The sequence below is a fragment of the Desulfurobacterium pacificum genome, from assembly GCF_900182835.1.
GTDB lineage: Bacteria > Aquificota > Aquificia > Desulfurobacteriales > Desulfurobacteriaceae > Desulfurobacterium_B > Desulfurobacterium_B pacificum.
In genome coordinates, this window is record NZ_FXUB01000001.1 from 517,799 (window position 1) to 538,510 (window position 20,712).

20 protein-coding genes are annotated in these 20,712 nt (G+C 40.8%); 13 read left to right on the forward strand and 7 right to left on the reverse strand.

All coding sequences use genetic code 11. The annotated features are described in order from the left end of the window. Positions 1-41: 41 nt before the first annotated feature. Positions 42-1,112, forward strand: a complete 1,071-nt coding sequence (locus tag QOL23_RS02570) for a carboxylate-amine ligase (RefSeq protein ID WP_283400021.1) — start codon at positions 42-44, stop codon at positions 1,110-1,112. Beyond that, positions 1,109-2,623, forward strand: a complete 1,515-nt coding sequence (gene ggt, locus QOL23_RS02575; protein WP_283400022.1) for a gamma-glutamyltransferase — start codon at positions 1,109-1,111, stop codon at positions 2,621-2,623. The genes QOL23_RS02570 and ggt overlap by 4 nt, the downstream gene beginning before the upstream one ends. On the opposite strand, the gene glnD is transcribed toward ggt, so the two are convergent. The 7 genes from glnD to QOL23_RS02610 all read right to left on the reverse strand — a co-directional run bounded on the left by glnD (position 2,613) and on the right by QOL23_RS02610 (position 11,374). Beyond that, the gene (glnD, locus tag QOL23_RS02580; RefSeq protein ID WP_283400023.1) at positions 2,613-5,234 is read right to left on the reverse strand and encodes a [protein-PII] uridylyltransferase; all 2,622 of its coding nucleotides are present in this window, start codon (positions 5,232-5,234) and stop codon (positions 2,613-2,615) included. The two genes, ggt and glnD, sit on opposite strands and share 11 nt — an antisense overlap. Next, the gene (locus QOL23_RS02585) at positions 5,231-5,776 is read right to left on the reverse strand and encodes a phospholipase D family nuclease (RefSeq protein ID WP_283400024.1); all 546 of its coding nucleotides are present in this window, start codon (positions 5,774-5,776) and stop codon (positions 5,231-5,233) included. The genes glnD and QOL23_RS02585 overlap by 4 nt, the downstream gene beginning before the upstream one ends. Beyond that, positions 5,773-6,420: an ATP phosphoribosyltransferase gene (gene hisG, locus QOL23_RS02590; protein WP_283400025.1), complete on the reverse strand. Its 648-nt coding sequence runs from the start codon at positions 6,418-6,420 to the stop codon at positions 5,773-5,775. Before hisG ends, QOL23_RS02585 begins: the two co-directional genes overlap by 4 nt. 12 nt (positions 6,421-6,432) lie before the next feature. Further along, positions 6,433-7,701, reverse strand: coding sequence for a UDP-N-acetylglucosamine 1-carboxyvinyltransferase (murA, locus tag QOL23_RS02595; protein ID WP_283400026.1), 1,269 nt, complete (start codon positions 7,699-7,701; stop codon positions 6,433-6,435). Continuing rightward, a complete protein-coding gene (prmC, locus tag QOL23_RS02600) occupies positions 7,701-8,546 on the reverse strand; it encodes a peptide chain release factor N(5)-glutamine methyltransferase (RefSeq protein WP_283400027.1) in 846 nt (281 codons plus the stop codon). Before prmC ends, murA begins: the two co-directional genes overlap by 1 nt. Positions 8,547-8,609: 63 nt before the next feature. Further along, positions 8,610-10,097 carry a DcaP family trimeric outer membrane transporter gene (locus QOL23_RS02605; protein ID WP_283400028.1) on the reverse strand — a complete coding sequence of 496 codons (1,488 nt, stop codon included), beginning with the start codon at positions 10,095-10,097 and terminating at the stop codon, positions 8,610-8,612. Positions 10,098-10,111: 14 nt separating this feature from the next. After that, the gene (locus tag QOL23_RS02610) at positions 10,112-11,374 is read right to left on the reverse strand and encodes a phenylacetate--CoA ligase family protein (protein WP_283400029.1); all 1,263 of its coding nucleotides are present in this window, start codon (positions 11,372-11,374) and stop codon (positions 10,112-10,114) included. A gap of 97 nt (positions 11,375-11,471) precedes the next feature. On the opposite strand from QOL23_RS02610, the gene QOL23_RS02615 reads away from it, so the two are divergent. The 11 genes from QOL23_RS02615 to paaI all read left to right on the forward strand — a co-directional run bounded on the left by QOL23_RS02615 (position 11,472) and on the right by paaI (position 20,686). Continuing rightward, entirely contained in the window at positions 11,472-12,773 is a 1,302-nt protein-coding gene (locus tag QOL23_RS02615) for a phenylacetate--CoA ligase family protein (protein WP_283400030.1), read from the forward strand. 12 nt (positions 12,774-12,785) lie between these two features. Then, positions 12,786-13,229 (forward strand): ACT domain-containing protein, encoded by a 444-nt coding sequence (locus QOL23_RS02620; RefSeq protein ID WP_283400031.1) that lies wholly within the window; start codon positions 12,786-12,788, stop codon positions 13,227-13,229. Positions 13,230-13,240: 11 nt separating this feature from the next. Then, positions 13,241-13,435, forward strand: coding sequence for a hypothetical protein (locus QOL23_RS02625; RefSeq protein WP_283400032.1), 195 nt, complete (start codon positions 13,241-13,243; stop codon positions 13,433-13,435). Positions 13,436-13,561: 126 nt separating this feature from the next. Further along, a complete protein-coding gene (locus QOL23_RS02630) occupies positions 13,562-15,142 on the forward strand; it encodes an L-lactate permease (RefSeq protein WP_283400033.1) in 1,581 nt (526 codons plus the stop codon). Positions 15,143-15,250: 108 nt separating this feature from the next. Continuing rightward, the gene (gene sucC / locus QOL23_RS02635; RefSeq protein WP_283400034.1) at positions 15,251-16,420 is read left to right on the forward strand and encodes an ADP-forming succinate--CoA ligase subunit beta; all 1,170 of its coding nucleotides are present in this window, start codon (positions 15,251-15,253) and stop codon (positions 16,418-16,420) included. A gap of 13 nt (positions 16,421-16,433) precedes the next feature. Then, entirely contained in the window at positions 16,434-17,336 is a 903-nt protein-coding gene (sucD, locus tag QOL23_RS02640; RefSeq protein ID WP_283400035.1) for a succinate--CoA ligase subunit alpha, read from the forward strand. Positions 17,337-17,355: 19 nt separating this feature from the next. Further along, positions 17,356-17,583 carry a 4Fe-4S binding protein gene (locus QOL23_RS02645; RefSeq protein WP_283400036.1) on the forward strand — a complete coding sequence of 76 codons (228 nt, stop codon included), beginning with the start codon at positions 17,356-17,358 and terminating at the stop codon, positions 17,581-17,583. A gap of 12 nt (positions 17,584-17,595) precedes the next feature. Further along, positions 17,596-18,747, forward strand: a complete 1,152-nt coding sequence (locus tag QOL23_RS02650) for a 2-oxoacid:acceptor oxidoreductase subunit alpha (protein ID WP_283400037.1) — start codon at positions 17,596-17,598, stop codon at positions 18,745-18,747. Further along, positions 18,747-19,604: a 2-oxoacid:ferredoxin oxidoreductase subunit beta gene (locus QOL23_RS02655; RefSeq protein ID WP_283400038.1), complete on the forward strand. Its 858-nt coding sequence runs from the start codon at positions 18,747-18,749 to the stop codon at positions 19,602-19,604. Before QOL23_RS02650 ends, QOL23_RS02655 begins: the two co-directional genes overlap by 1 nt. Next, positions 19,601-20,227, forward strand: coding sequence for a 2-oxoacid:acceptor oxidoreductase family protein (locus QOL23_RS02660; RefSeq protein ID WP_283400039.1), 627 nt, complete (start codon positions 19,601-19,603; stop codon positions 20,225-20,227). Before QOL23_RS02655 ends, QOL23_RS02660 begins: the two co-directional genes overlap by 4 nt. Before the next feature lie 45 nt (positions 20,228-20,272). Continuing rightward, on the forward strand, positions 20,273-20,686 hold the full coding sequence (gene paaI / locus QOL23_RS02665; protein ID WP_283400040.1) for a hydroxyphenylacetyl-CoA thioesterase PaaI: 414 nt from the start codon (positions 20,273-20,275) through the stop codon (positions 20,684-20,686). Positions 20,687-20,712 lie beyond the last annotated feature (26 nt).

A 20,712-nucleotide genomic window follows, 5' to 3' on the forward strand; every position in this document is an offset into this window, starting at 1 on the left:
TGTCATAAGATTATTTTGAGGATTTTAACCTTGAGGAGTTTATGAAGTTTTTCAGTTCCCCACCGTTAACGGTGGGTATAGAGTTAGAAGTTCAATTGGTAGATAGAAATACGGGTAAGTTAACGAGAAAAGCTGACACAATCTTTGAAAATGTGAATTCTCCGTTAATACACAGGGAATTTCTCAAATCTATGGTGGAGTTTGTTTCCCCCGTATGTGAACATCCCCACGAAGCTGTAGAACAGATTCAGACTATATCTGAGAAGTGTTGCGAGGTTGGAAAAGAGGAGGGATTTTCTATAGCAGCATCCGGAACTCATCCGTTTGCCCAACCTGAAGAGGTAAAAGTTACTGAAAACGAAAGATATTTAAGGCTCTTAAGTGAATTTCAAGAAGTTTTACGCAACTTCCTGATATACGGATTACACGTTCACATAGGCTTTCCTGACGAGAAGTCAGCAACTAACGCCTATAACGCTTTTGTTAAATATGCACCTCTGTTTTTAGCTTTATCCGCTTCCTCGCCGTTTTTCAGAGGAAGAAACACAGGAATTTTATCCTACAGAAGTAAGATATTTGAGCAGCTACCAAGAGCCGGAATACCGCAGCAGTTCTGCTCCTACTCAGAGTTCACAGAATTAATAGAAATTTTAAAAAACACTAAAACTATAGAATCTTTGAAGGACATATGGTGGGATGTAAGGTTAAGACCGGACTTAGGAACTGTTGAAATCAGAATATGTGACTCTGTGTCAAACTTTGAAAGGCTAAAGGGGATAGCTAACCTTATGGTTATGGTAGGAAGATTATTTATGGAGGAAACCGTAAAGCCAACGTACCACCAGATAAACCTGCAAAACCGATGGAACGCAGCAAGGCATGGACTAAACGGCAATTTCATAGATGAAGGAGCAAATAAGAAGGTAGGAACGGTTCTTTTAGAGTTGGTTGCACAACACAGCAAAAAATTTGGGAAGCTGAAAGAAGGCGCCAAAATATTGGAAAAACTTACAAGCGTTCCCACAGTTGCAGAAGAGGAATTGAGAATTTATGAAAGGACAAGAGATTTCAAAAAAGTAGTAGCCCACCTGTGTTTCGGAGGAAACGAATGAAAGGAGTTGTAGCGGCAGGAGATAGACTGACAGCAGAAGCAGGAATAGAAGTTCTTAAAGCAGGTGGCAACGCCTTTGATGCAGTAGTGGCAGCTTGTTTTGCAGCTCCTATGTGTGAACCGGCACTTACCAGTGCAGGGGGGGGAGGATTTTTACTCGCAGTTTCTCCAAATAGTTCTCCTCTGCTTTACGACTTCTTCGTTGACGTTCCACCCAAAAGGATTGAAAATCCGAACTTTTATCCTATCTACGTTGACTTTGGCGATACTGTTCAGGAATTTCATATAGGAGCAGGAGCAATAGCTGTTCCGGGATTTGTAGCAGGTTTATTGAGAGTTCATACTGAAAGAGGCAGACTTCCTTTAAGAGAAGTTCTCACCCCCGCAATAGAATACGCGAAAAAGGGCGTAAATCTTTCGCCTTTACAGGCTTCTTTCGTGAAGCTGTTGGAACCTATATTTACAGCAACAGAAGAAGCAAAGAAAATTTACACTGTCAACGGAAAACTTATAGATGAAAACGTTCTTTTCAAAAACCCCGACTACGCAGACTTTTTAGAGCTGATAGCTGAGGAAGGGCAGTGGGCGTTTTACGAAGGAGAAATAGCAGATAAAATAGAAAAGGTTTCTATTGAAAAAGGTGGAATTATTAGAAAAGAAGACCTTGCAAGATATAAAGTTTTTGAAAGAGAACCTTTAAAAGTGAACTTCAAAGGAAAGCAAGTTTATACCAATCCACCGCCTTCTTCTGGAGGAATACTGATTGCTTTTACCCTGAAACTACTTAAAGATTGCCAGATGGAAAAGTGGGGAAGTTTAAATCATATAGCTTCTCTTATAGAAAGTATGGAAGTAACAACGAAATTTAGAAGCAAATTTGTGAACGGTAACCTCCACAAAGATAAAATAGAAGAACTTTTAGAAAATGAGGACTTAATAGAAACTTTTAAAAACTTGTTTGTTAGAAAATTGAACCTGTGGGGTAACACTACCCACATAAGCGTTTACGACTCAGAAGGTAACGGTGCAGCCGTAACAACAACAAACGGCGAAGGGTCTGGAATTATCATACCTGACTGCGGCGTCATGCTCAACAACATGTTGGGAGAAGAAGATTTAAATCCTAAAGGATTCTTTAAATGGGAGCCTTACGTACGACTTCCTTCTATGATGTCTCCTACTGCCGTATTTGAAGGAGAAAAACTAAAACTGCTTTTAGGAAGCGCCGGGAGTAACAGGATAAGAAGTGCCATTTTACAGGTACTGCTTAACTCAGAAGTATTTGGAATGAACGTTAAGGAAGCCGTTTCAAAACCACGACTCCACTTTGAAAATGGAACGGTTTACGTGGAGCCAGGATTCTCAGACAGCGTAATTGAAGAAGTGGAAAGACACTATAAGGTCGTTAGGTTTAGAGAAAAAAACCTGTTTTTCGGTGGCGTTCAAGCAGTAACAGGATATTTTGAAGGGGCAGGAGATGAGAGACGCGGAGGAGTTAGCATTACTTTATAACTTCCAAAATCCTCTCTTTTATCTCTCTTAACCTGTTTTCATCTGTTATTTTCTGATAATCCATGTCCGTAATGTAGAAACTATCTATAACCCTATTTCCCTCTGTTGAGATTATTGCTCTTCTTAGGCGAGTGTCCATATCAAGCAAAACCTTTGTAATAGCATATAAGACACCGAGCCTGTCGTAAGTTGATACCTCAATAATAGTATATCTATCGGAAGTTTGATTATCAACTTTTACCTTATTTTCAGGTAAAGGAACGTTCTTTCTGAAAGTCTTAGGCTTTATCAAGTCTCCCGGTAAATCCTCAACCGAAAATTCTCCGCTGTAAAGCTTCTCAAGATACTCCTGAAACTCCTCTATCTTGTCTTCTGGTAGAGCTTCACCTGCAACAGTTGAAACGTGAATGGTATAAACCATACAGTCGCAGTCGTCTTCTATTGCGCGGTTGATATTTGCCCCTTTTATGTTTATTCCCAAGTAAGACATTATCCCTGCTATTTTGTTAAAAAGTCCCCGTCTATACTTGGTAACGATTGTAAACTTAGTAAAACCTATATCAGGATAACTCTCGCTGGCAAACTCGTAGTCTTTATTTTCTTTTCTAATCTTTCTCATCATTAAGAGATGCTTGGCTATCTCATCTGAGGCGTAGGTAATGAGATAATCCCTATCTGCATTCTGGAAAAACTTCTCTACAGATTCTTCTCTTATTTTTCCTTTCAAAAGGTTCTTTACCTTTTCTTTTCGACGATTAAGCTTTTCTTCAATCAGCTCCTCTGCTGTTTTCCTCTCAACAAAAAGGGCAAGAGTAGAGTTGTAAAGCTTCCACAGAAGAGCGCTCTTCCAGTTATCCCAAGCACCTGGTCCTACCGCTTTTATATCCGCATAAGTAAGCAGGAAAAGTTTTTTAAGTTTTTCTTCCGTTTGGCAGGTTTCTTTAAAATGTTGCAAAAGTTCTGGGTCTGAAATGTCACGCCTGAACGCAAGATGAGACATCAAAAGGTGGTTCTTAACAAGCCAGGAGGTTTCTTCTATCTCTTCTTCATTGAATCCCATTTCCCTCATATACTTTTTCGTAAGACCTGCACCTACTATTTCATGGCGTCCCGGCTTTCCCTTGCCTATATCGTGAAATAGAGCTGCGATGTAAAGGGTTGAAGGGTTCTCAAGGTCTTGAAGTATTTGCGAAAGCTGTTGCTTTTCTTTTACAGGTATGCGACTCGTTCCCTTTTCTTCTATCTTTTCTATTTCCCTTACTGTCAAAATAGAGTGAATATCGGTTGTGAATTTATGATAAGTATCGTACTGGAAGTGTCCTCTAAGCCTTTCAAAATCAGGGATTAATGCGCCTAAAACTTTTGTATCGTGCATAAGTTCCAGCGTGTAGGAAAGCCTCTTTAAGTTCGTAAGAATCTCTTTAAACTTTTGTAAAGTTTCTTTCTTCCTGAATTTTTCTCTGTTAGTTTCAGCAGACAACTTAAACAAGGAGAAAAGGGCAGAAGATAATTCAACTCCCCTTTCCTGAATAATTTTAAATCCTTCCAAGATAAGAGACGGACTTTTTAAAACTTCACTCTCTGCGTCTTCTTCAACGTAAAGGGTGTTGTTTTCTATGTAGTAGGGGGGAAGCTTCTCACACTTAAACTTTAAAAATCCAAAAACACCACCTTTCCTCTCTTTCTCTAACTCTTCTGTACTCCCCTTTATGATTTCTTTACTAATTACAGAAAGGTCAATAGCAGAACTAAAATAGTTCTTCATAAAGCTTTCAACACCCTTCCTGCTTTTAGGAAATCCAAAATATTCTGCAACTTCTTTCTGCATCTCAAAGGAAAGAATGTCGCTTTTTCTTCCTGCAGTTATATGTAGGTGATTTCTTACCCTTAACATGAAATCGTAAGCGGAAATAACGTCTCTAAAATTTTTCCTATCAAGTATTTTCTTGTCTAAAAAGCCAGAATAATTTTCAATTCCGTAAACGATTTTTGCCACCCAGAAAGCTTCGTGTAAATCTCTTAAACCACCTTTACTTTCTTTAACGTTAGGTTCCTGATAGTAAACCGTTCCATAAAACCTCTTGTACCTCTCATTTCTTGCAGCAATTATCTCCGTTACTAAACTTTCCTTATTCTTCTTAATAAACTCACTGAACCTTCTATTAATAAGCCTTTCTACTTTTTCTTCACCACAGAGAACTCTTCTTTGAAGGAAGTTAGTAAAAACGGTTAAATCCTCACCTGCAAGCTCTACAGCTTCATCTACACTTCTAAAAGAAAACCCTAAATCAAGTTTTAGAGAAAGCAAAAAGTAATAAAAAGCTTCTACATCTTCCGAGTGTGACTGGGTTAGATTACCCGTATAGATAAGGTTAACGTCTATATCGGAATAAAAGTTAAGTTCCCCTCTTCCATAACCCCCCAATGCGTAAAAGCAAACTGGCACATCCCAATTAGAAAAATATTCCTTAAACGCGGGAATCAGGATTTTATCAAGAGCGTTCCTCAATCTGTTGGCTATCTCAAATCCAGTTTCTTTTTTATAGTGAAGCTCCTTTATTTTCTCTCTTTCTGAGAAAAATTTCTCTTTTAAAGCAGAAAGTTCACTCAATTTTCAAGCTCCGCCAATCTCCAGAGTTTCTCAAAGTTTCTCTCATAAACCTTAGCCAAGTCAGTATTTTTAATAACTACCAAGTTTTCATCGTTTCTGTACTCTGCGCTTTTAGTCCAGTTAAAACTTCCAGTAATAACGACTTTTCCGTCAATAACAGCATATTTGTTATGCATCAGTCCACCGCCACTTCCTCTTTTATATCTTACAGGAATGCCAAACTTTTCAAGAAGAGGAAGTACACATCTTCTTCCGCGAGCAGCCCCCTCATCAGCTACAACTCTTACTCTTACACCTCTCTTGTAAGCTCTTATCAAAGCATCAGCAATCCTTCTACTGGTAAAAGAATAGATAGCGACATCTACAAAACTTTTAGCCCTATTAACGTTCCTCACTATAGCCGCGGTACAACCACCTCTTGGGGAAAAGTAAGCCTTTATCTCTACATTATCCGCTTTAACAACTGGCGTTGCTTTTTCCTGGCAACTAACTATTGAAATTAGAAGTGGAAAGATAAAAAGCAGAACTAATACTCTTTTCATCTTAAAGCTTCCCTCATGTTTTCTATCATTTTCTTGATTATCCCATATTTGGTTTTAAGACTTGCTCTGTTAACTATCAACCTTGCAGTTGAATATAGAATAGTGTCAACCTCCCTCAACCCGTTAACTTTTAACGTCGTTCCCGTCTGAACGAGGTCAACAATCCGGTCTGCAAGTCCTACCAGAGGAGCAAGTTCTACAGAACCGTAAAGAACTATTATTTCCGGGTGTATTCCTTTACTTCTGAAGAATCTATCGGTAGTTTTTGGATACTTAGTTGCAACTCTAATGAAAGATAACTTCTCCAAATCGTAAGGTTCAGAAATATTAACAGGTTCAGCAACAGAAAGCCTACAGGCTCCAAACTTTAAATCAAGCGGCTCGTAAAGAGGATATCCTTTTTCCTCTATTACATCTTTACCGGCAATACCAATATCTGCCGTTCCATAATAGACATAAGTAGGAACGTCCATAGGTTTAACCAAGATGAAACGAAAATCCCCACTTTCAAAAATCAGCTTTCTCGTATCGGAAAGCGTTTCTGAAGCATCAATGTTGGCTTTTTTTAAAAACTCCACCGATTCTTTTAAAAGCCTTCCTTTAGGAAGAGCAATCGTGATTGTTCTGTAATCCTTTTCTGCCATTCTTTCTCCAGCTTAGTAAGGAAGTTCACTTTTTTCTCTTTTAATATCTGCTCCCAATGATTGTAACTTTTTCTCTAACCTTTCGTAACCTCTATCAAGATGGTAAATACGATAAACCTCTGTTGTGTTCTCTGCTGCAAGCCCCGCAATAACCAAAGAAGCGCTTGCCCGCAAATCTGTAGCAGTAACTTTAGCACCTATTAGCTTTTCAACTCCGTTTACCACAACAGTATTCCCGTCAATAACCAAATCAGCACCTAACCTTTGAAGCTCAAGAGCATGCATAAAGCGGTTTTCAAAAATCGTTTCAGTTATTACAGATGTCCCTTCTGCTAAACACATAGCTGCCATAAATTGCGCCTGCATATCGGTCGGAAAACCGGGATAAGGTTGTGTAACTATGTTTGTTGCCTTTAATCTGTTAGTTTTTTCAACAACCGCTGTATTTTGATTCTTCCTTTCTATTTTCAATCCAGCTTCTTCAAATTTTTCAATCACCGCTCCTAAATACTCAAAAGGAAAATCCTCAACCTCCACCTTCCCTCCAGCCAACGCAACAGCAGCCAAAAACGTCCCCGCCTCTATCCTATCAGCCATCACCCTGTAATCTATCTCTCCCAAATCATCAACTCCCTCAACCTCAATAACATCTGTGCCTTCACCCTCTATCCTTGCACCTGCCGACTTTAAGGCTCTTGCTAAATCAACTATTTCAGGTTCTTTGGCAGCATTCCTTATCACCGTTTTCCCCTTTGCTAAAACGGCAGCCATAAGAACGTTCTCCGTCCCTCCCACCGTTGGAAAATCAAAAGTTATTTCCGTTCCTTTTAGTTTCCCGTCAACTTCTGCATCTATGTAGCCGTGGTCAATTCTTATATCTGCCCCCATCTTTGACAGAGCTTTTAAATGCAGATTGACAGGTCTAACGCCTATGGCACAACCACCCGGCATAGAAACTCTTGCCCTACCAAATTTGGCAAGCAAAGGTCCAAGACATAAAATGGACGCCCTCATAGTCCTCACAAGTTCATAAGGTGCTTCAGTTTTAATCTTTTCGTTCCTCTTCACCTTAACAATGCCTTTATCAAAAGAAACGTCAAATTCCATTTCTTTCAAAAGATTGCACGCTGTAACTACATCTCTTAAATCTGGAACGTTACTGAGCCTTAAAGAATCAGTAAGAATAGAGGCAAAAATTATGGGAAGGGAAGCGTTCTTGGAACCTGAAATTTTTACTTTTCCTTTTAAAGGTTTACCGCCTTTTATAACGAATTTTTCCACTATTTAACTCCCGTGACCACCCGTTCTATTCCACTTAAATCAGCGTAAGAATTAATATCCCTAAACCCCGAACTTTCAAGCAGTTCTTTCACTTTTTCCGATTGACCTTTACCAACTTCTAAAGCTATAAATCCTCCATCGCTCAACTTTTCGTAAGCCTGAACCACTAACCTCCTGATAACGTCAAGACCATCTTTACCGGCAAAGAGAGCAACGGCAGGTTCAAATTTTTTAACGTTTTCCTCAACTTCTGGGTCGTTTAAAGGAATATAAGGAGGATTGGAAACAACAACATCAACAGGAAAATCAATACCTTGAAGTAAATCGGATTTTAAAAGCGTAAGGTTCTTACAACCCAAAATCTTTCTGTTTTTCTCTGCTACTTTTAAAGCTATCGCGGAAATATCAACGCCGTAAAACTTATGTTTCTCTCCAAGTAATTTGCAGAGAGAAATAGCAATACAGCCAGAACCTGTACCTACATCAACAACAGTCTTTCCTTCTTTCCCTTTCAAATACTCGTAAACGACTTCAACTAACAGCTCCGTTTCCGGTCTTGGAATGAGAACGCCTTTTTCAACTCTGAAAGTAAAACCGAAAAACTCCTTTTTTCCAGTTATATAAGCAACCGGTTCCCCTTTTGCCCTTCTTATTATTAACTGCCTGTAATTTTCTACTTCTTCGTCGGTTAAAGGTCTATCAAATTCTGAGTAGAGTTTAACCCTATCTTTAAAACCTAAAGCGTGAGCAAGAAGGAGCTCAGCGTCAAGACGGGCTGATTTAACGCCGCGACTTTTTAGAATCTCTGAAGCCCTTTTAACTAAAGTTCCAACTGTCCATTTCATAGAAGGAATTATAGCACGCTGAAGAATAGGCAGGCTCCAACAAGAGCCCGCCTAAAAGGTTTATTAGAAGAAGTAGAGAATGCTACCCTGGAATCGGTTAACTGTGCCATCACCGTAAGTATCGCCATACATATCTTTTTCAGGATAGTCAGTTTTAACCCTTAAAACTTCCCCCATTAAACCTAAAGAAGGCGTCAACTTGTAGAAAACGTTTCCATAATACATAGTGTTTTTAAGTCTAGCAAGGACAGGATATAAACCATTGTACTGAAGGTCACTGTCTTTCGGATTATCAACACCGTAACCCAAGTGGAAAACTAAACCATGCTGAGGCTTGAGAGTAACTTCTACCCAACCACCTTCAGCCCGGATTTCTTGAACATCCACCAAGCCAACTGGGTCATGTGTAGTAGTTTCATCAACGAGCTTCGTCTTTAAGTAATAATCTCCTGTCGGTTGTAAGGTATTATCCAGTTTTCTATAAACAAAAAGAACCCCCTGTCCTATACCTCCCGTATACCATCCACCAAGGTTCTTACCTTTCCATATTTTTCCAGAAATCTCCAACCATGAAGCAGGTGAAATTGCCCCTTCAAGACCGTAAGAATAGGTGTCAAGTGTTTGTTCATCACCGCCATAAAGTGTAACCTGTTCTTTTCCGTAATGCCCTATCGTTCCAAGATGTATTTTTACACCACCAGCGTAAAAGTCGTAAGCAATCCTACCCTGAACATCAGGTCTTCCTGAATTAGCACCAGTATCAAGATAAGGCTTCATTACAGGGTCAGGGTCACCCCACACTTTATCAAAGGCAACCTGCGTTGTTAACTTGCTCTCATCAAACTTAAACAGCTTTGTAAATCTAATCTGCGGAATACGATAACCGATGTTACCCATCATAGCACCAGACGGGAAGTTTGAAAGGTGAGGGTAAAGCTGTGTCAGGAGCATCCAGTCAAGACCAGCTCTTATATTCCAATCATCTTTCCCGAACTGAACCCAAGCTTTTCTAACTCTTATACCTGCATGGTTAGGGTTATCATCGTTGTCATCAAGTGTTCCGTAAAAATCAAACTCAAAGTTACCTACAATGTTGTAGTCGTTTTCCTTCGTTTTTATAAGTAACCCAAACCTGCTGTGTTTAAAGTTAATGTTAAAGTCGTTATCGTTGCTATTAATAGTGTAAGGAAACCATTCCTTCAAAACAGCACCGTTGGAGTTTTCAGGTAAAGCAAAAAGTATAAAGTCCTTTCCAACGGCTTTTGAGTCAGAATAGGAAGCATCAATTTTGAAATACCCGTAGAAGGTTACTGGCTTCCCCGTCTTTGAAACAAAAGAAGCCTTCTTTTTAGGCACACTTACAGGTACACCACCTTTAAGCTCCTGAATCTCCTGTTTTAACTGCTGGTTCTCTGCTTTTACTTGCTGAAGTTCCTGCTGCATCTTCTCAATCATGGCTTTTAACTGCTGAATTTCAGAAGAATCAGATGCAACAGCAGCGTTAGAAAGTCCGATGGCAAAAACTGTTCCTGCCACAAGCAGTTTTCTCATCACCTTACCTCCCATTATGAAAACTTTTTAACTCTCACCGCTTTCCCTTCACTTCTCGGAATTTCTCCTTTTCTTTTAAGGGTAACGCTTATGTGAAGACCTAATAGGCTGTAAATTTCTTCTTCTATCCTCTCTTTTAAGTATTCATCCTGTCTGTCAGCCTCTATCACAACCTCTACAACGTCCTTACCTTCATGCTTTCCAATAATTATCTGGTAGTTGGGGAGAACTTCCGGATACTTCATTATTATCTCTTCTATCTGGCGCGGGTAGAAGCAAACACCTTTTACTTTAAGCATGTCATCTGTTCTACCTTTTATGCGGGCAAGGCGAAGGTGTGTTCTTCCGCAATCACACCTCTCTCTTGAGATTATCTTCGTTATATCACGGGTTCTATACCTTATAAGCGGTAAACCTTCCCTTGTTAAAGTCGTAACAACCAATTCACCTTCCTCTCCGTCTGGCAGAACTTCGCCAGTTTCAGGATTGACTATTTCAACAATGTAATGGTCTTCCCAAACGTGAATGCCGTTGTGAGCTTTACAATCTATTCCTAAGCCAACACCGCCTGTTTCCGTCATTCCGATTATGTCAAAGGTTTCTATTCCCATTTCTCTTTCTATGTAGCGGCGCATCTCCTCACTCCACACTTCAGCGCCGAAAATCCCAACTTTTAGATTTGTTTCCTTAAAATCAAATCCTTCCTCTTTTGCTACTTCAATCAAACGTAAAGGATAGGAAGCAATTCCTGCAAGTGCCGTTGTTTTAAAATCCTTCATAAATTTCAGTTGAAGGAGCGTCCTTCCCGGACCTATCGGTACAACAAAGCATCCAACTTTCTCAGCGCCGTAGTGAAAACCAAACCCTCCGTTAAACAAACCAAAAGAAGGCGTTATCTGAAGGACATCTCTAAAGGTGAGCCCTGCCGCACAGAGGCAACGAGCCATTATTTCACCCCATTGCTCTACGTCAGCAGGAGTGTATGGGTTGACAACCGGCGTTCCAGTAGTTCCAGAAGACATGTGAAACCTGACAAATTCGCACTGTTCACCGCAGGCAAGTCCAAAAGGATAGTTTTTCCTCAAATCTTCCTTGGTTATAAAAGGAAACTGCTGCAAATCTTTAAGACTCCTAATATCCTCAGGTTCAGGCTTCCCTATTTTTTCCCAATACCTTTCGTTTTTTTCCTTTATTCTTTGGATAGTTTTCCTCAACCTCTCAAGCTGGAGTTTTTCTATCAGTTCTCTATCAAGAGTTTCAAGCCGTCTCTGAAACATTCCAACCTCCAAAATAAAAGAGAAAAATCCTAAGTGAAGTTTAAAAGTTAAAGAGTATTTTATACAATATTTTTACATCTATTTAAGGAGGTAGGGAATGTCTTTGAAAGACAAGGACTTCATGCCAAGAGAAAAAATCGCAGCAATCCAGTTACAAAGATTAAAAGAAACGGTTGAACGAGTCTATCACCTTGTTCCTTTTTATAGAAAAAAGTTTGACGAAGCAGGCGTTAAACCATCTGACATTAAAAGCTTGGACGACCTCAAGAAACTACCATTCACGACAAAGCAGGATTTAAGAGATAACTACCCTTTCGGCTTATTTGCTGTTCCGTTAGAACAGGTAGTAAGGATTCACTCCTCTTCTGGAACAACCGGAAAACCAACAGTTGTAGGTTATACCCGCCACGACATGGAAGTCTGGACTGAAGTTATGGTAAGGACTTATCTGATGGCTGATGTTAACGAAAAAGACGTTGTTCACAACGCTTACGGATACGGATTGTTCACAGGCGGTTTAGGATTCCACTACGGAGCAGAAGCGATAGGAGCTGCGGTTGTCCCTGCAAGTGGCGGATTTACAAAAAGACAGTTAATGCTCATGAAAGATTTTGGAGCAACAATTTTGTGTTGCACGCCTTCTTTTGCTCTTCACCTTGCAGAAGTTGCCAAAGAAGAAGGTTACGATTTGCATAAAGACTTTAAACTAAGAGCAGGCTTTTTTGGAGCTGAACCCGCTTCACCCGGATTAAAGAAGGCTGTTGCCGAAAGCTGGGGTATCCAATACGTTGAAGCCTACGGACTTTCTGAAATTATTGGTCCTGGCGTAGCTGCAACGTGTAAACACGGTCACCTTCACATTTTTGAAGACCACTTTATACCGGAGATAATAGACCCAGAAACTGGAGAGGTTCTACCTGAAGGTGAAGAAGGTGAATTAGTTATTACAACCCTTACCAAACAAGCACTGCCTATGATTCGTTACAGAACAAAAGACATCACCGTTTTAAGAAGAGAGCCTTGTCCGTGCGGCAGAACGCTAATCTGGATTGAAGGTATTAGAGGAAGAGCCGATGACATGTTAATCGTTAACGGCGTAAACGTATTCCCATCCCAAGTTGAACACGTAATTACAAAGGTTGAAGGTGTAACTCCAAATTACGTAATAGTTGTTGATAAGAAAGGCGTTTTAGACAAGTTAGAAGTTTGGGTTGAAGTTGACGAAAAACTGCTAACAGACGGCGTTGGAACTCTTGAGAGGCTTCAGAAGAAGTTGGAAGAAGAACTGCTTAACCACCTCTTTATAAGGGCAAAAGTTAAATTGGTTGAGCCTAAAACACTTGAAAGAAGCATGGGTAAGGCGAAAAGAATTGTTGATAGAAGAGAACTTAACATCTAACTGGAGGAAGCTATGAGAAGCAAATACGCCATAAAGCAGATTTCGGTATTTTTAGAAAACAGAAAAGGCAGGTTAGCTGAAGTAGCAGAAGCTTTAGCAAAAGCAGACGTAAACATAAGAGCGCTATTTTTAGCTGACTCCTCAGAATTTGGAATACTAAGATTGGTAGTGAATAATCCGGAAAAAGCAAAAGCTATTTTAGCTTCAAGCGGCTTTGCGGCAAACGAAACTGACGTGTTTGCAGTAGAGGTGGAAGATGAGCCGGGAGGATTTTATAAAGTTGTCAAGGTTTTAGCGGATAATAACATAGACATTGAGTACACCTACGCCTATGCTGGTGCTTCTCACAAGGCAATTCTTTTCTTTAAAGTGAAAGGGCAGGATTTTGATAGAGCATTAGAACTGCTTGCTAAGAACGGCAACAGATTAGTTGAAGCAGCAGAAATTTACGATTAAGGAGCATAGCTTTGAAAACCTCAAAAGAAATAGCCCTTGAAAAACTATGGAACATACTTATAGCTTTACTGATAGGAGAAGTAACTACCGCCTTCCGTTACGGTAAACAAAAATTAGGCTGGATTATTATTGGTTTCGGCGCGATTGTCTTCACAAGTTTACTTATAGCTGTCTTATCTTATCAGCTTGATAGTAAGGAGGAATAGCGATGCTTCCAGAAATTATTGTAATTCTATCTTTTTTAGTTGTCATTCTCTTGGGATTCTACATAGCCCTCGGCACAAAGAAACCTGTCAAACAGCACTAAAACACTTTCTGGGAGGTCTGGGAGGATGGATTTTCTCTTTGCCGTGTTACCGATTTTAGTAGTTTTAGTCGGAATGCTTATGTTCTCGCGTTCTGGCGTTTTTATGTCGGTGGTGGGGTGGATTTTTACTATGTTGGTAGCCGTGTTTTATTTCAAAACGCCGTTTTCCGTTGTTTGGGGAGCAAGTATCTACGGTATTGTTAAAGCTTTTGCAATTACCTTTGCAGTAGCGTTTACAATGTTAATGATTTTCATTATGAAAGAAACAGGAGCACTCTCTCAAATCGTTAAAACTATCCAGGCGATAACAAAAGATAAAATCCAGCAAACGCTGTTTTTAGGAATGGGTTTTGGTTCTTTGGCAACTTCTTTAGGTGTTGTAACGCCCGCTTTGTTCCCACCGGTTTTCGTGGCTTTAGGTTTTTCACCCTTAGCCGCCGTTGCAATATCGGTTCTATGTTATGACCCGCTAACCTCATTTGCACTCCTTTCTATTCCAATTACTCTACCTGCTAAAGTAGCGTGGGGACCATTCGGCATAAGACCACCAGGAATAGAAAACGTTGACCAGTTCATTTGGAGTTTCACCCAACACATTACAATCTTCCTTCCTGTAGTTTCTGTGGGTTTTGCTTTAATGATGCTTTATTTTGTCGGTAAGTGGGAAGCTATTAAAAAACATTGGAAAGGCGCACTTATAGCAGGACTGGTTCTCTCATTCACAGCTCTCTTCCTTGCTTTTACAAAAATCGTTCCGGTTGAGGTAATAGGTATATTCTCTGGACTTGCGACAATGGTAGTAGCTTATCTCCTTTACAAAAAGAACGGAGATGGAAATCCTAAATTCACAGCTGAATTCTGGAAAGCTGTCTCTCCATGGGTGTTCCTTTTCATATTCTCATTAGTGGTAAATTACCCACCTGTTAAGAAGTTCTTTGCAAACCTACCAGGCAGCATAGAAGTTATCCACATAGTTGGTGGTAAAAAAATAGATTTAAACGTTTTTGCCCACGTTTATTTCTGGATTTTAGTAGCAATTATCGTTTCTCTACCTTTCTTAAAACCAACACAGGAACAGCTATCAAGAGCATTTAAAACGTGGATAAACAGAGTTTGGGGACCATTTATAGCCTACTCCCTCTTCTTTGCAGTCGCGTTCATCATGGCTTGGTCTGGAATGGATATAGTACATGGAAAACTCATGCCAGGTGCTCACTTCAAAGAGTTAAATATGGATTTAATAATAGGTAAAACGTTAGCCGATATTTTCGGTAGCTTCTATCCTCTTATTTCTCCGTTCTTAGGTTTATTAGGAGCTTTTGTCGGCGGTAGTGAAACCGCTTCTAACGTTCTCTTTGCTAAAATTCAATACGGCGCAATAGCTTCAACTGTTGGTGCTTCAATGTTCATGGCAGCTTATGGTGCTCATGCTGTCGCAGGTGGTATCGCGAGTGCTATAACTCCTTCTAAGCTAACAAATGCAGCTGCTTTGGTTGGTCTAAAAGGTAAAGAAGAAGGAAGCCTATTAAGAACCCTTATCCTGCCTGTTCTTGCCTTAACACTCTTTGTAGGAATTATGCTTCAGATAATAGTAAGCTTCTCTTAAAGTCCCCCGTTTAGGGGGACTTTCCCTCAATTCTCAAACTTACAGTTCTGTTAAAATTTTGTAAAAATTTTGTTAAAATCATTGGCAATTCAAAGGCGGGAGGAAAAGATGAAAATCCACGAGTATCAAGCAAAAGAAATATTCAAAAAATACGGACTTCCCGTTCCAGAAGGTATAGTAGCCCACAACGCACGTGAAGCTGAAGAAGCTGCCAGAAAGTTAGGCACGCCGGTTGTCGTTGTAAAGGCTCAGGTTCACGCCGGAGGAAGGGGAAAAGCAGGAGGCGTAAAGCTTGCTAAGTCTCCTGAAGAAGCCGGAAAAATTGCTGCTGAAATGATAGGCAGCAGGCTTAAAACCTACCAGAACCCTGAAGGACTTCCGATAAACTGTGTTTTAGTAGAAGCTGGCGTAAACATCGGTAGAGAATTCTATGTAGGCTTAACTCTTGACAGAGAAGTTTCAAGACCGGTTCTTATGGTTTCTGCCGCCGGCGGAATGGAAATTGAAGAAATAGCAAAAACAAACCCGGAACTAATTATTAAAGAACACGTTGACCCCGCAATAGGACTGCTACCGTATCAGGCAAGAAAAATAGCGTTCAAAATAGGACTTAAAGACAGAAATCTTATCAATCAGTTCGTAAAAATAGCAATGACTCTATCAAAAATGTATTTTGACCTTGACGCTTCGCTGATAGAAATTAACCCGTTAGTTGAAACAAAAGAAGGAAACTTCATATGTCTTGACGCAAAGATTGACTTTGATGACAACGCTCTATATCGCCACCCTGACATTCAAGAACTTGAAGATACAACTCAGATAGACCCACTTGAACTTGAAGCGAAAAAGTGGGACTTAAACTACGTAAAGCTTGACGGCAATATAGGTTGCATGGTTAACGGTGCAGGACTTGCAATGGCTACCATGGATACGATTAAGTTCTACGGCGGCGAGCCCGCAAACTTCCTTGACGTTGGCGGAACTGCAACAGTAGAAAGGGTTGCTGCTGCGTTCAAACTACTGCTGTCAGACCCAAAAGTAAAAGCAATTTTCGTCAACATTTTTGGCGGTATCGTTAGGTGTGACAGAATCGCCGGCGGTATCATAGAAGCAGCCAAGCAGGTTGAGCTGGACAGACCACTAATCGTAAGGCTTGAAGGAACGAACGTTGAGCTTGGAAGGAAAATGCTGGAAGAAAGTGGATTAAACATTATCCCAGCAAAAGACATGGCAGACGGAGCGCAAAAAGCTGTTAAGGCAGCAAAAGGAGAACTATAAGGGGAGGTAAACAATGAGCGTTTTAATAGATAAAAACACAAAAGTCGTAGTTCAAGGATTAACCGGAAAAGAAGGTTCTTTTCACGCAAAGCAGTGCCTTGATTACGGGACTCAAATAGTAGCAGGGGTAACGCCAGGTAAAGGCGGAATGACGTGGCAGGACGATGAAGGAAAATACAGCGTTCCTGTCTTTAATACCGTAGAAGAAGCAGTAAAAGAAACCGGAGCAAACGCTTCACTTATCTTTGTTCCACCTGCTTTTGCGGCAGACGCCATAATGGAAGCAGCAGACGCCGGGATAAAATTAATTGTTTGTATTACTGAAGGTATTCCCGTAAACGACATGGTTAAAGTAAAGCGCGCACTTGAAGGAACGGGTGTAAGATACGTAGGTCCTAACTGTCCGGGCGTGATAACTCCTGAAGAGTGTAAAATGGGAATTATGCCGGGACACATCTTCAAAAAAGGAAGAGTGGGGATAGTTTCAAGGTCTGGAACTCTCACATACGAGGCAGCATACCAGCTAACCACAAGAGGAATTGGGCAATCAACAGTTATAGGTATTGGCGGCGACCCTGTTCCAGGAACAACCCACAAGGAAGCAGTTGAAATGTTTAACAACGACCCGGAAACCGATGCAATCGTTTTGATAGGTGAAATCGGTGGAACGATGGAAGAAGAAGCTGCCGAGTACATAAAAGAAAACGTTAAAAAACCTGTTATCGCCTACATAGCCGGCGTTACCGCACCACCGGGAAGAAGAATGGGACACGCAGGTGCAATCATTTCTGGCGGTAAAGGAGATGCAAAGAGCAAAATGGACGCTTTAAGAGAAGCCGGTGCTTACGTTTGCAATACTCCTGCCGAAATCGGTGAAATGGTGGAAAAAGCTTTAAGGGAAAGAGGTCTCATTTAAATCAATAGTGGAGGATACTATGGCAGCAAAAGGTATAGTTGTAGTTAAAGAGGAATGGTGCAAGGGATGCAACATCTGCGCAGCCGTTTGTCCGACAAAGGTTCTTGAGCTTGATAAAGTCAAAGCCGTAATGAAAGTAGCTCATCCGGAAAAATGTATCGGCTGCAAGCAGTGTGAAATGATATGCCCGGACTTCTGCATCTACGTATTTACTCCAGAAGAATACGAAGAACTTGTAAGCGCTTAAAGGGAGGAAAGTATGGCAAAGTTAGAGTTAAAGTACGGAAACCACGCCTGCGCTGAAGCTGCTGTTTTAGCAGGATGTAGATTTTACGCTGGATATCCTATTACGCCTTCTTCTGAAATAGCAGAAAAAATGGCAGAACTACTACCAAAGTTAGGTGGTGCTTTTATACAGATGGAAGATGAAATTGCTTCTATGGCAGCAATAGTCGGCGCTTCTATGGGCGGTGCAAAAGCAATGACTGCAACTTCTGGTCCTGGATTCTCTCTAAAGCAGGAAAACTTAGGTTACGCATTTATGGTAGAAGCTCCATGCGTGATAGTAAACGTTCAAAGGGGAGGTCCTTCCACTGGTCTTCCTACGCAAATCGGTCAGCAGGAAATCATGCAGTCATTGTGGGGAACTCACGGCGACAAGCTAATTCCCGTTTTCTATCCTGGAAACGTTCAGGAAATCATGGAAGAAACGATAAGAGCGTTCAACTGGGCAGAAAGGTTAAGAACTCCTGTTGTTCTTCTTTTAGACGAAGTTTTAGGACACATGAGAGAAACTGTTGATATGGAACTGTTTGAAGAAGGAAAGTTTGAGGTTTGGAACAGAAAACAGCCTGACGTTCCACCTGAAGAATATCTGCCCTATAAAGCTGGCGAAGATGACGTTCCTGCAATAGCAGACTACGGAACACCAGGATACAGAGGTCACGCAACAGGTCTTCACCACGACTACACCGGCTTCCCCACTACAAATCCTGAAATGTGTCAGGAGCTTATAGAAAGGCTTATAAGAAAGGTTAAAAGAGCTCAACCAGAAATGGAGAAAAACGAAGCTTACAAACTTGATGACGCAGAATTTGCAATTGTTTCTTTCGGAACTACTGCAAGAGCAGCAAAAGCAGCAGTTGACCTTGCAAGAGAAAAAGGAATTAAAGCAGGATTGCTGAAAGTAATCACAATCTGGCCATCACCGGAAAAAACTCTAAACGAACTTGCAAAGTCTGTAAAAGCTATTCTCGTTCCTGAACTTAACATGGGTCAATACGTGTTAGAAGTTGAAAGATGTGCTCAAGGCGCCTGTCCAGTTTACAGACTTAACAGAGCTAACGGTCACGTAATCTATCCTAACGAAATCCTTGCAAAGTTAGAGGAAATTGCAAAGGGAGGTAAATAATGAGTGCTCCTAACATACCTATGGAAAAAATAATAGAGAAAAAACCTTACTTTAAATATTTGCGCCTTGATAAAATGCCTACAATCTGGTGCCCCGGCTGTGGCATCGGACAGGCTTTCAGGGCAACCTGTATGGCTTTAGATGAGCTTGGTATTCCCAACGATGAAGTTGCAATGGTTTCCGGTATCGGTTGTTCCTCAAGAACTCCCGGTTACTTTGACGGTTTTACCCTTCACACTACCCACGGTAGAGCGCTCGCTTTTGCCACGGGACTTAAACTCTACAAGCCAGAATTAACAACGATAGTTTTCTCTGGTGACGGTGACGCTTTAGCTATCGGTGGAAACCACTTTATCCACGCTGCCCGTAGAAACATAGACGTAACAGTTGTTCTTATTAACAACTGGATTTACGGTATGACAGGGGGTCAGGTTTCCCCTACAACTCCAAAAGGTGCATACGCCACGACAACCCCTTACGGAAACTACGAACCTCAATTTGACATAGCTAAAGTAGCAATTGCTGCTGGAGCTACCTACGTTGCAAGAGGAACTGCTTATCACGCTATGGAATTAAAGAAATTAATAATGGACGGAATTAAACATAAAGGATTTTCTCTCATAGAAGTTCTTTCTCCGTGTACAATCATTTACGGTAGGAAGAACAGAATGGGTATAGAGGATATGTACTTCTGGTTTAAAGAAAATACTCTGCCGATTAAGGCGTGGGAAAAGCTTCCTGAAGAGAAAAGAGCAGGCAAGATACCTCGCGGCGTTCTTTACCATGACGACTCCCGTCCGGAGTATACAGAAGTTTACTGGAGCAAGGTGAAGGAGCTTTCTGGAGGTGAAAAATGAGATATGAAGTTAGAGTTATAGGTTCAGCAGGACAGGGTTCTATCCTGGCAGCGGTGGTTTTAGCTACGGCAGCCGCTGAAGAAGGTTTGTGGGCTACTCAAACGGCTACCTACGGCGCTGCCATGAGAAGTGGTGTTTCTTTAGGAGACGTAGTCATTTCTGATAACCTCATAGACTTTCCCAAAACTACCAATTTAGATGCTGTAATAATTCAGTCTCAAGAAGCTTACGACGATATGATTAAAGGGAAGCCTGTGAGGCTTGACCCTGAATGTAGTGAAAACGATGCTGACGTTTTAGTTAACGTTAAACCTGGTGCACTGGTAATTGTTGATGCAGACTTAGTTCAGTGCGACCTTGATGCAAATATGTACAGAATCGTTTCAGCGCCTATTGCAAGAACGGCTGCAGAAGTTTTAGGAAGAAGACAGGTTATGAATATAGTGGCTCTCGGCGTTTTCCAGGTAGCTACGAGCTTACAGTTTGACGGTAAACCTTTAATTTCTGAAGAATCCTTTATTAAAGCAATAGAAAAAAGCGTTCCGGCAAGGTTTATTGACCTTAACAAAAACGCATTTAAGGAAGGCGTTAAAATAGGTAAGGAAGCAATTGCTAAAATTTAGTAGCTGGTCCCCCGATGTGGGGGATTTTTTTTATTGGAGGAAAACTTGCAGGCTGAAAAAATAGCTCAATTTATGGTGGAAAACGACAAAGTAGCTATATGGCTTGAAGTAAAGGTTTTAGAAGTAAAAGAAGGTTACGCAAGAATAGAAATGACCGTAAAAGATAAAATGCTCAATGCTGCCGGTGTATGTCAGGGAGGAGCTATATTCTCCTTTGCAGACTTTGCGTTTGCTTTAGCTTCAAATAGCTATGGCAATGTAGCGCTTGCCACTTCGGCATCAATAAGCTTTCTAAATCCAGCTTTTGAAGGAGAAAAGTTAATTGCAGAAGCTGTAGAAAAGAATAGAACAAGAAGAACAGGCGTTTATGAAGTAGAAGTAAGGAAAGAGGACGGAAAGCCCGTTGCTCTGTTTGTAGGAAACGCTTTTATAAAAGAAAACACAAAGATTCTGAGATAACTCCTACTTCATTCCTCCAATACTCC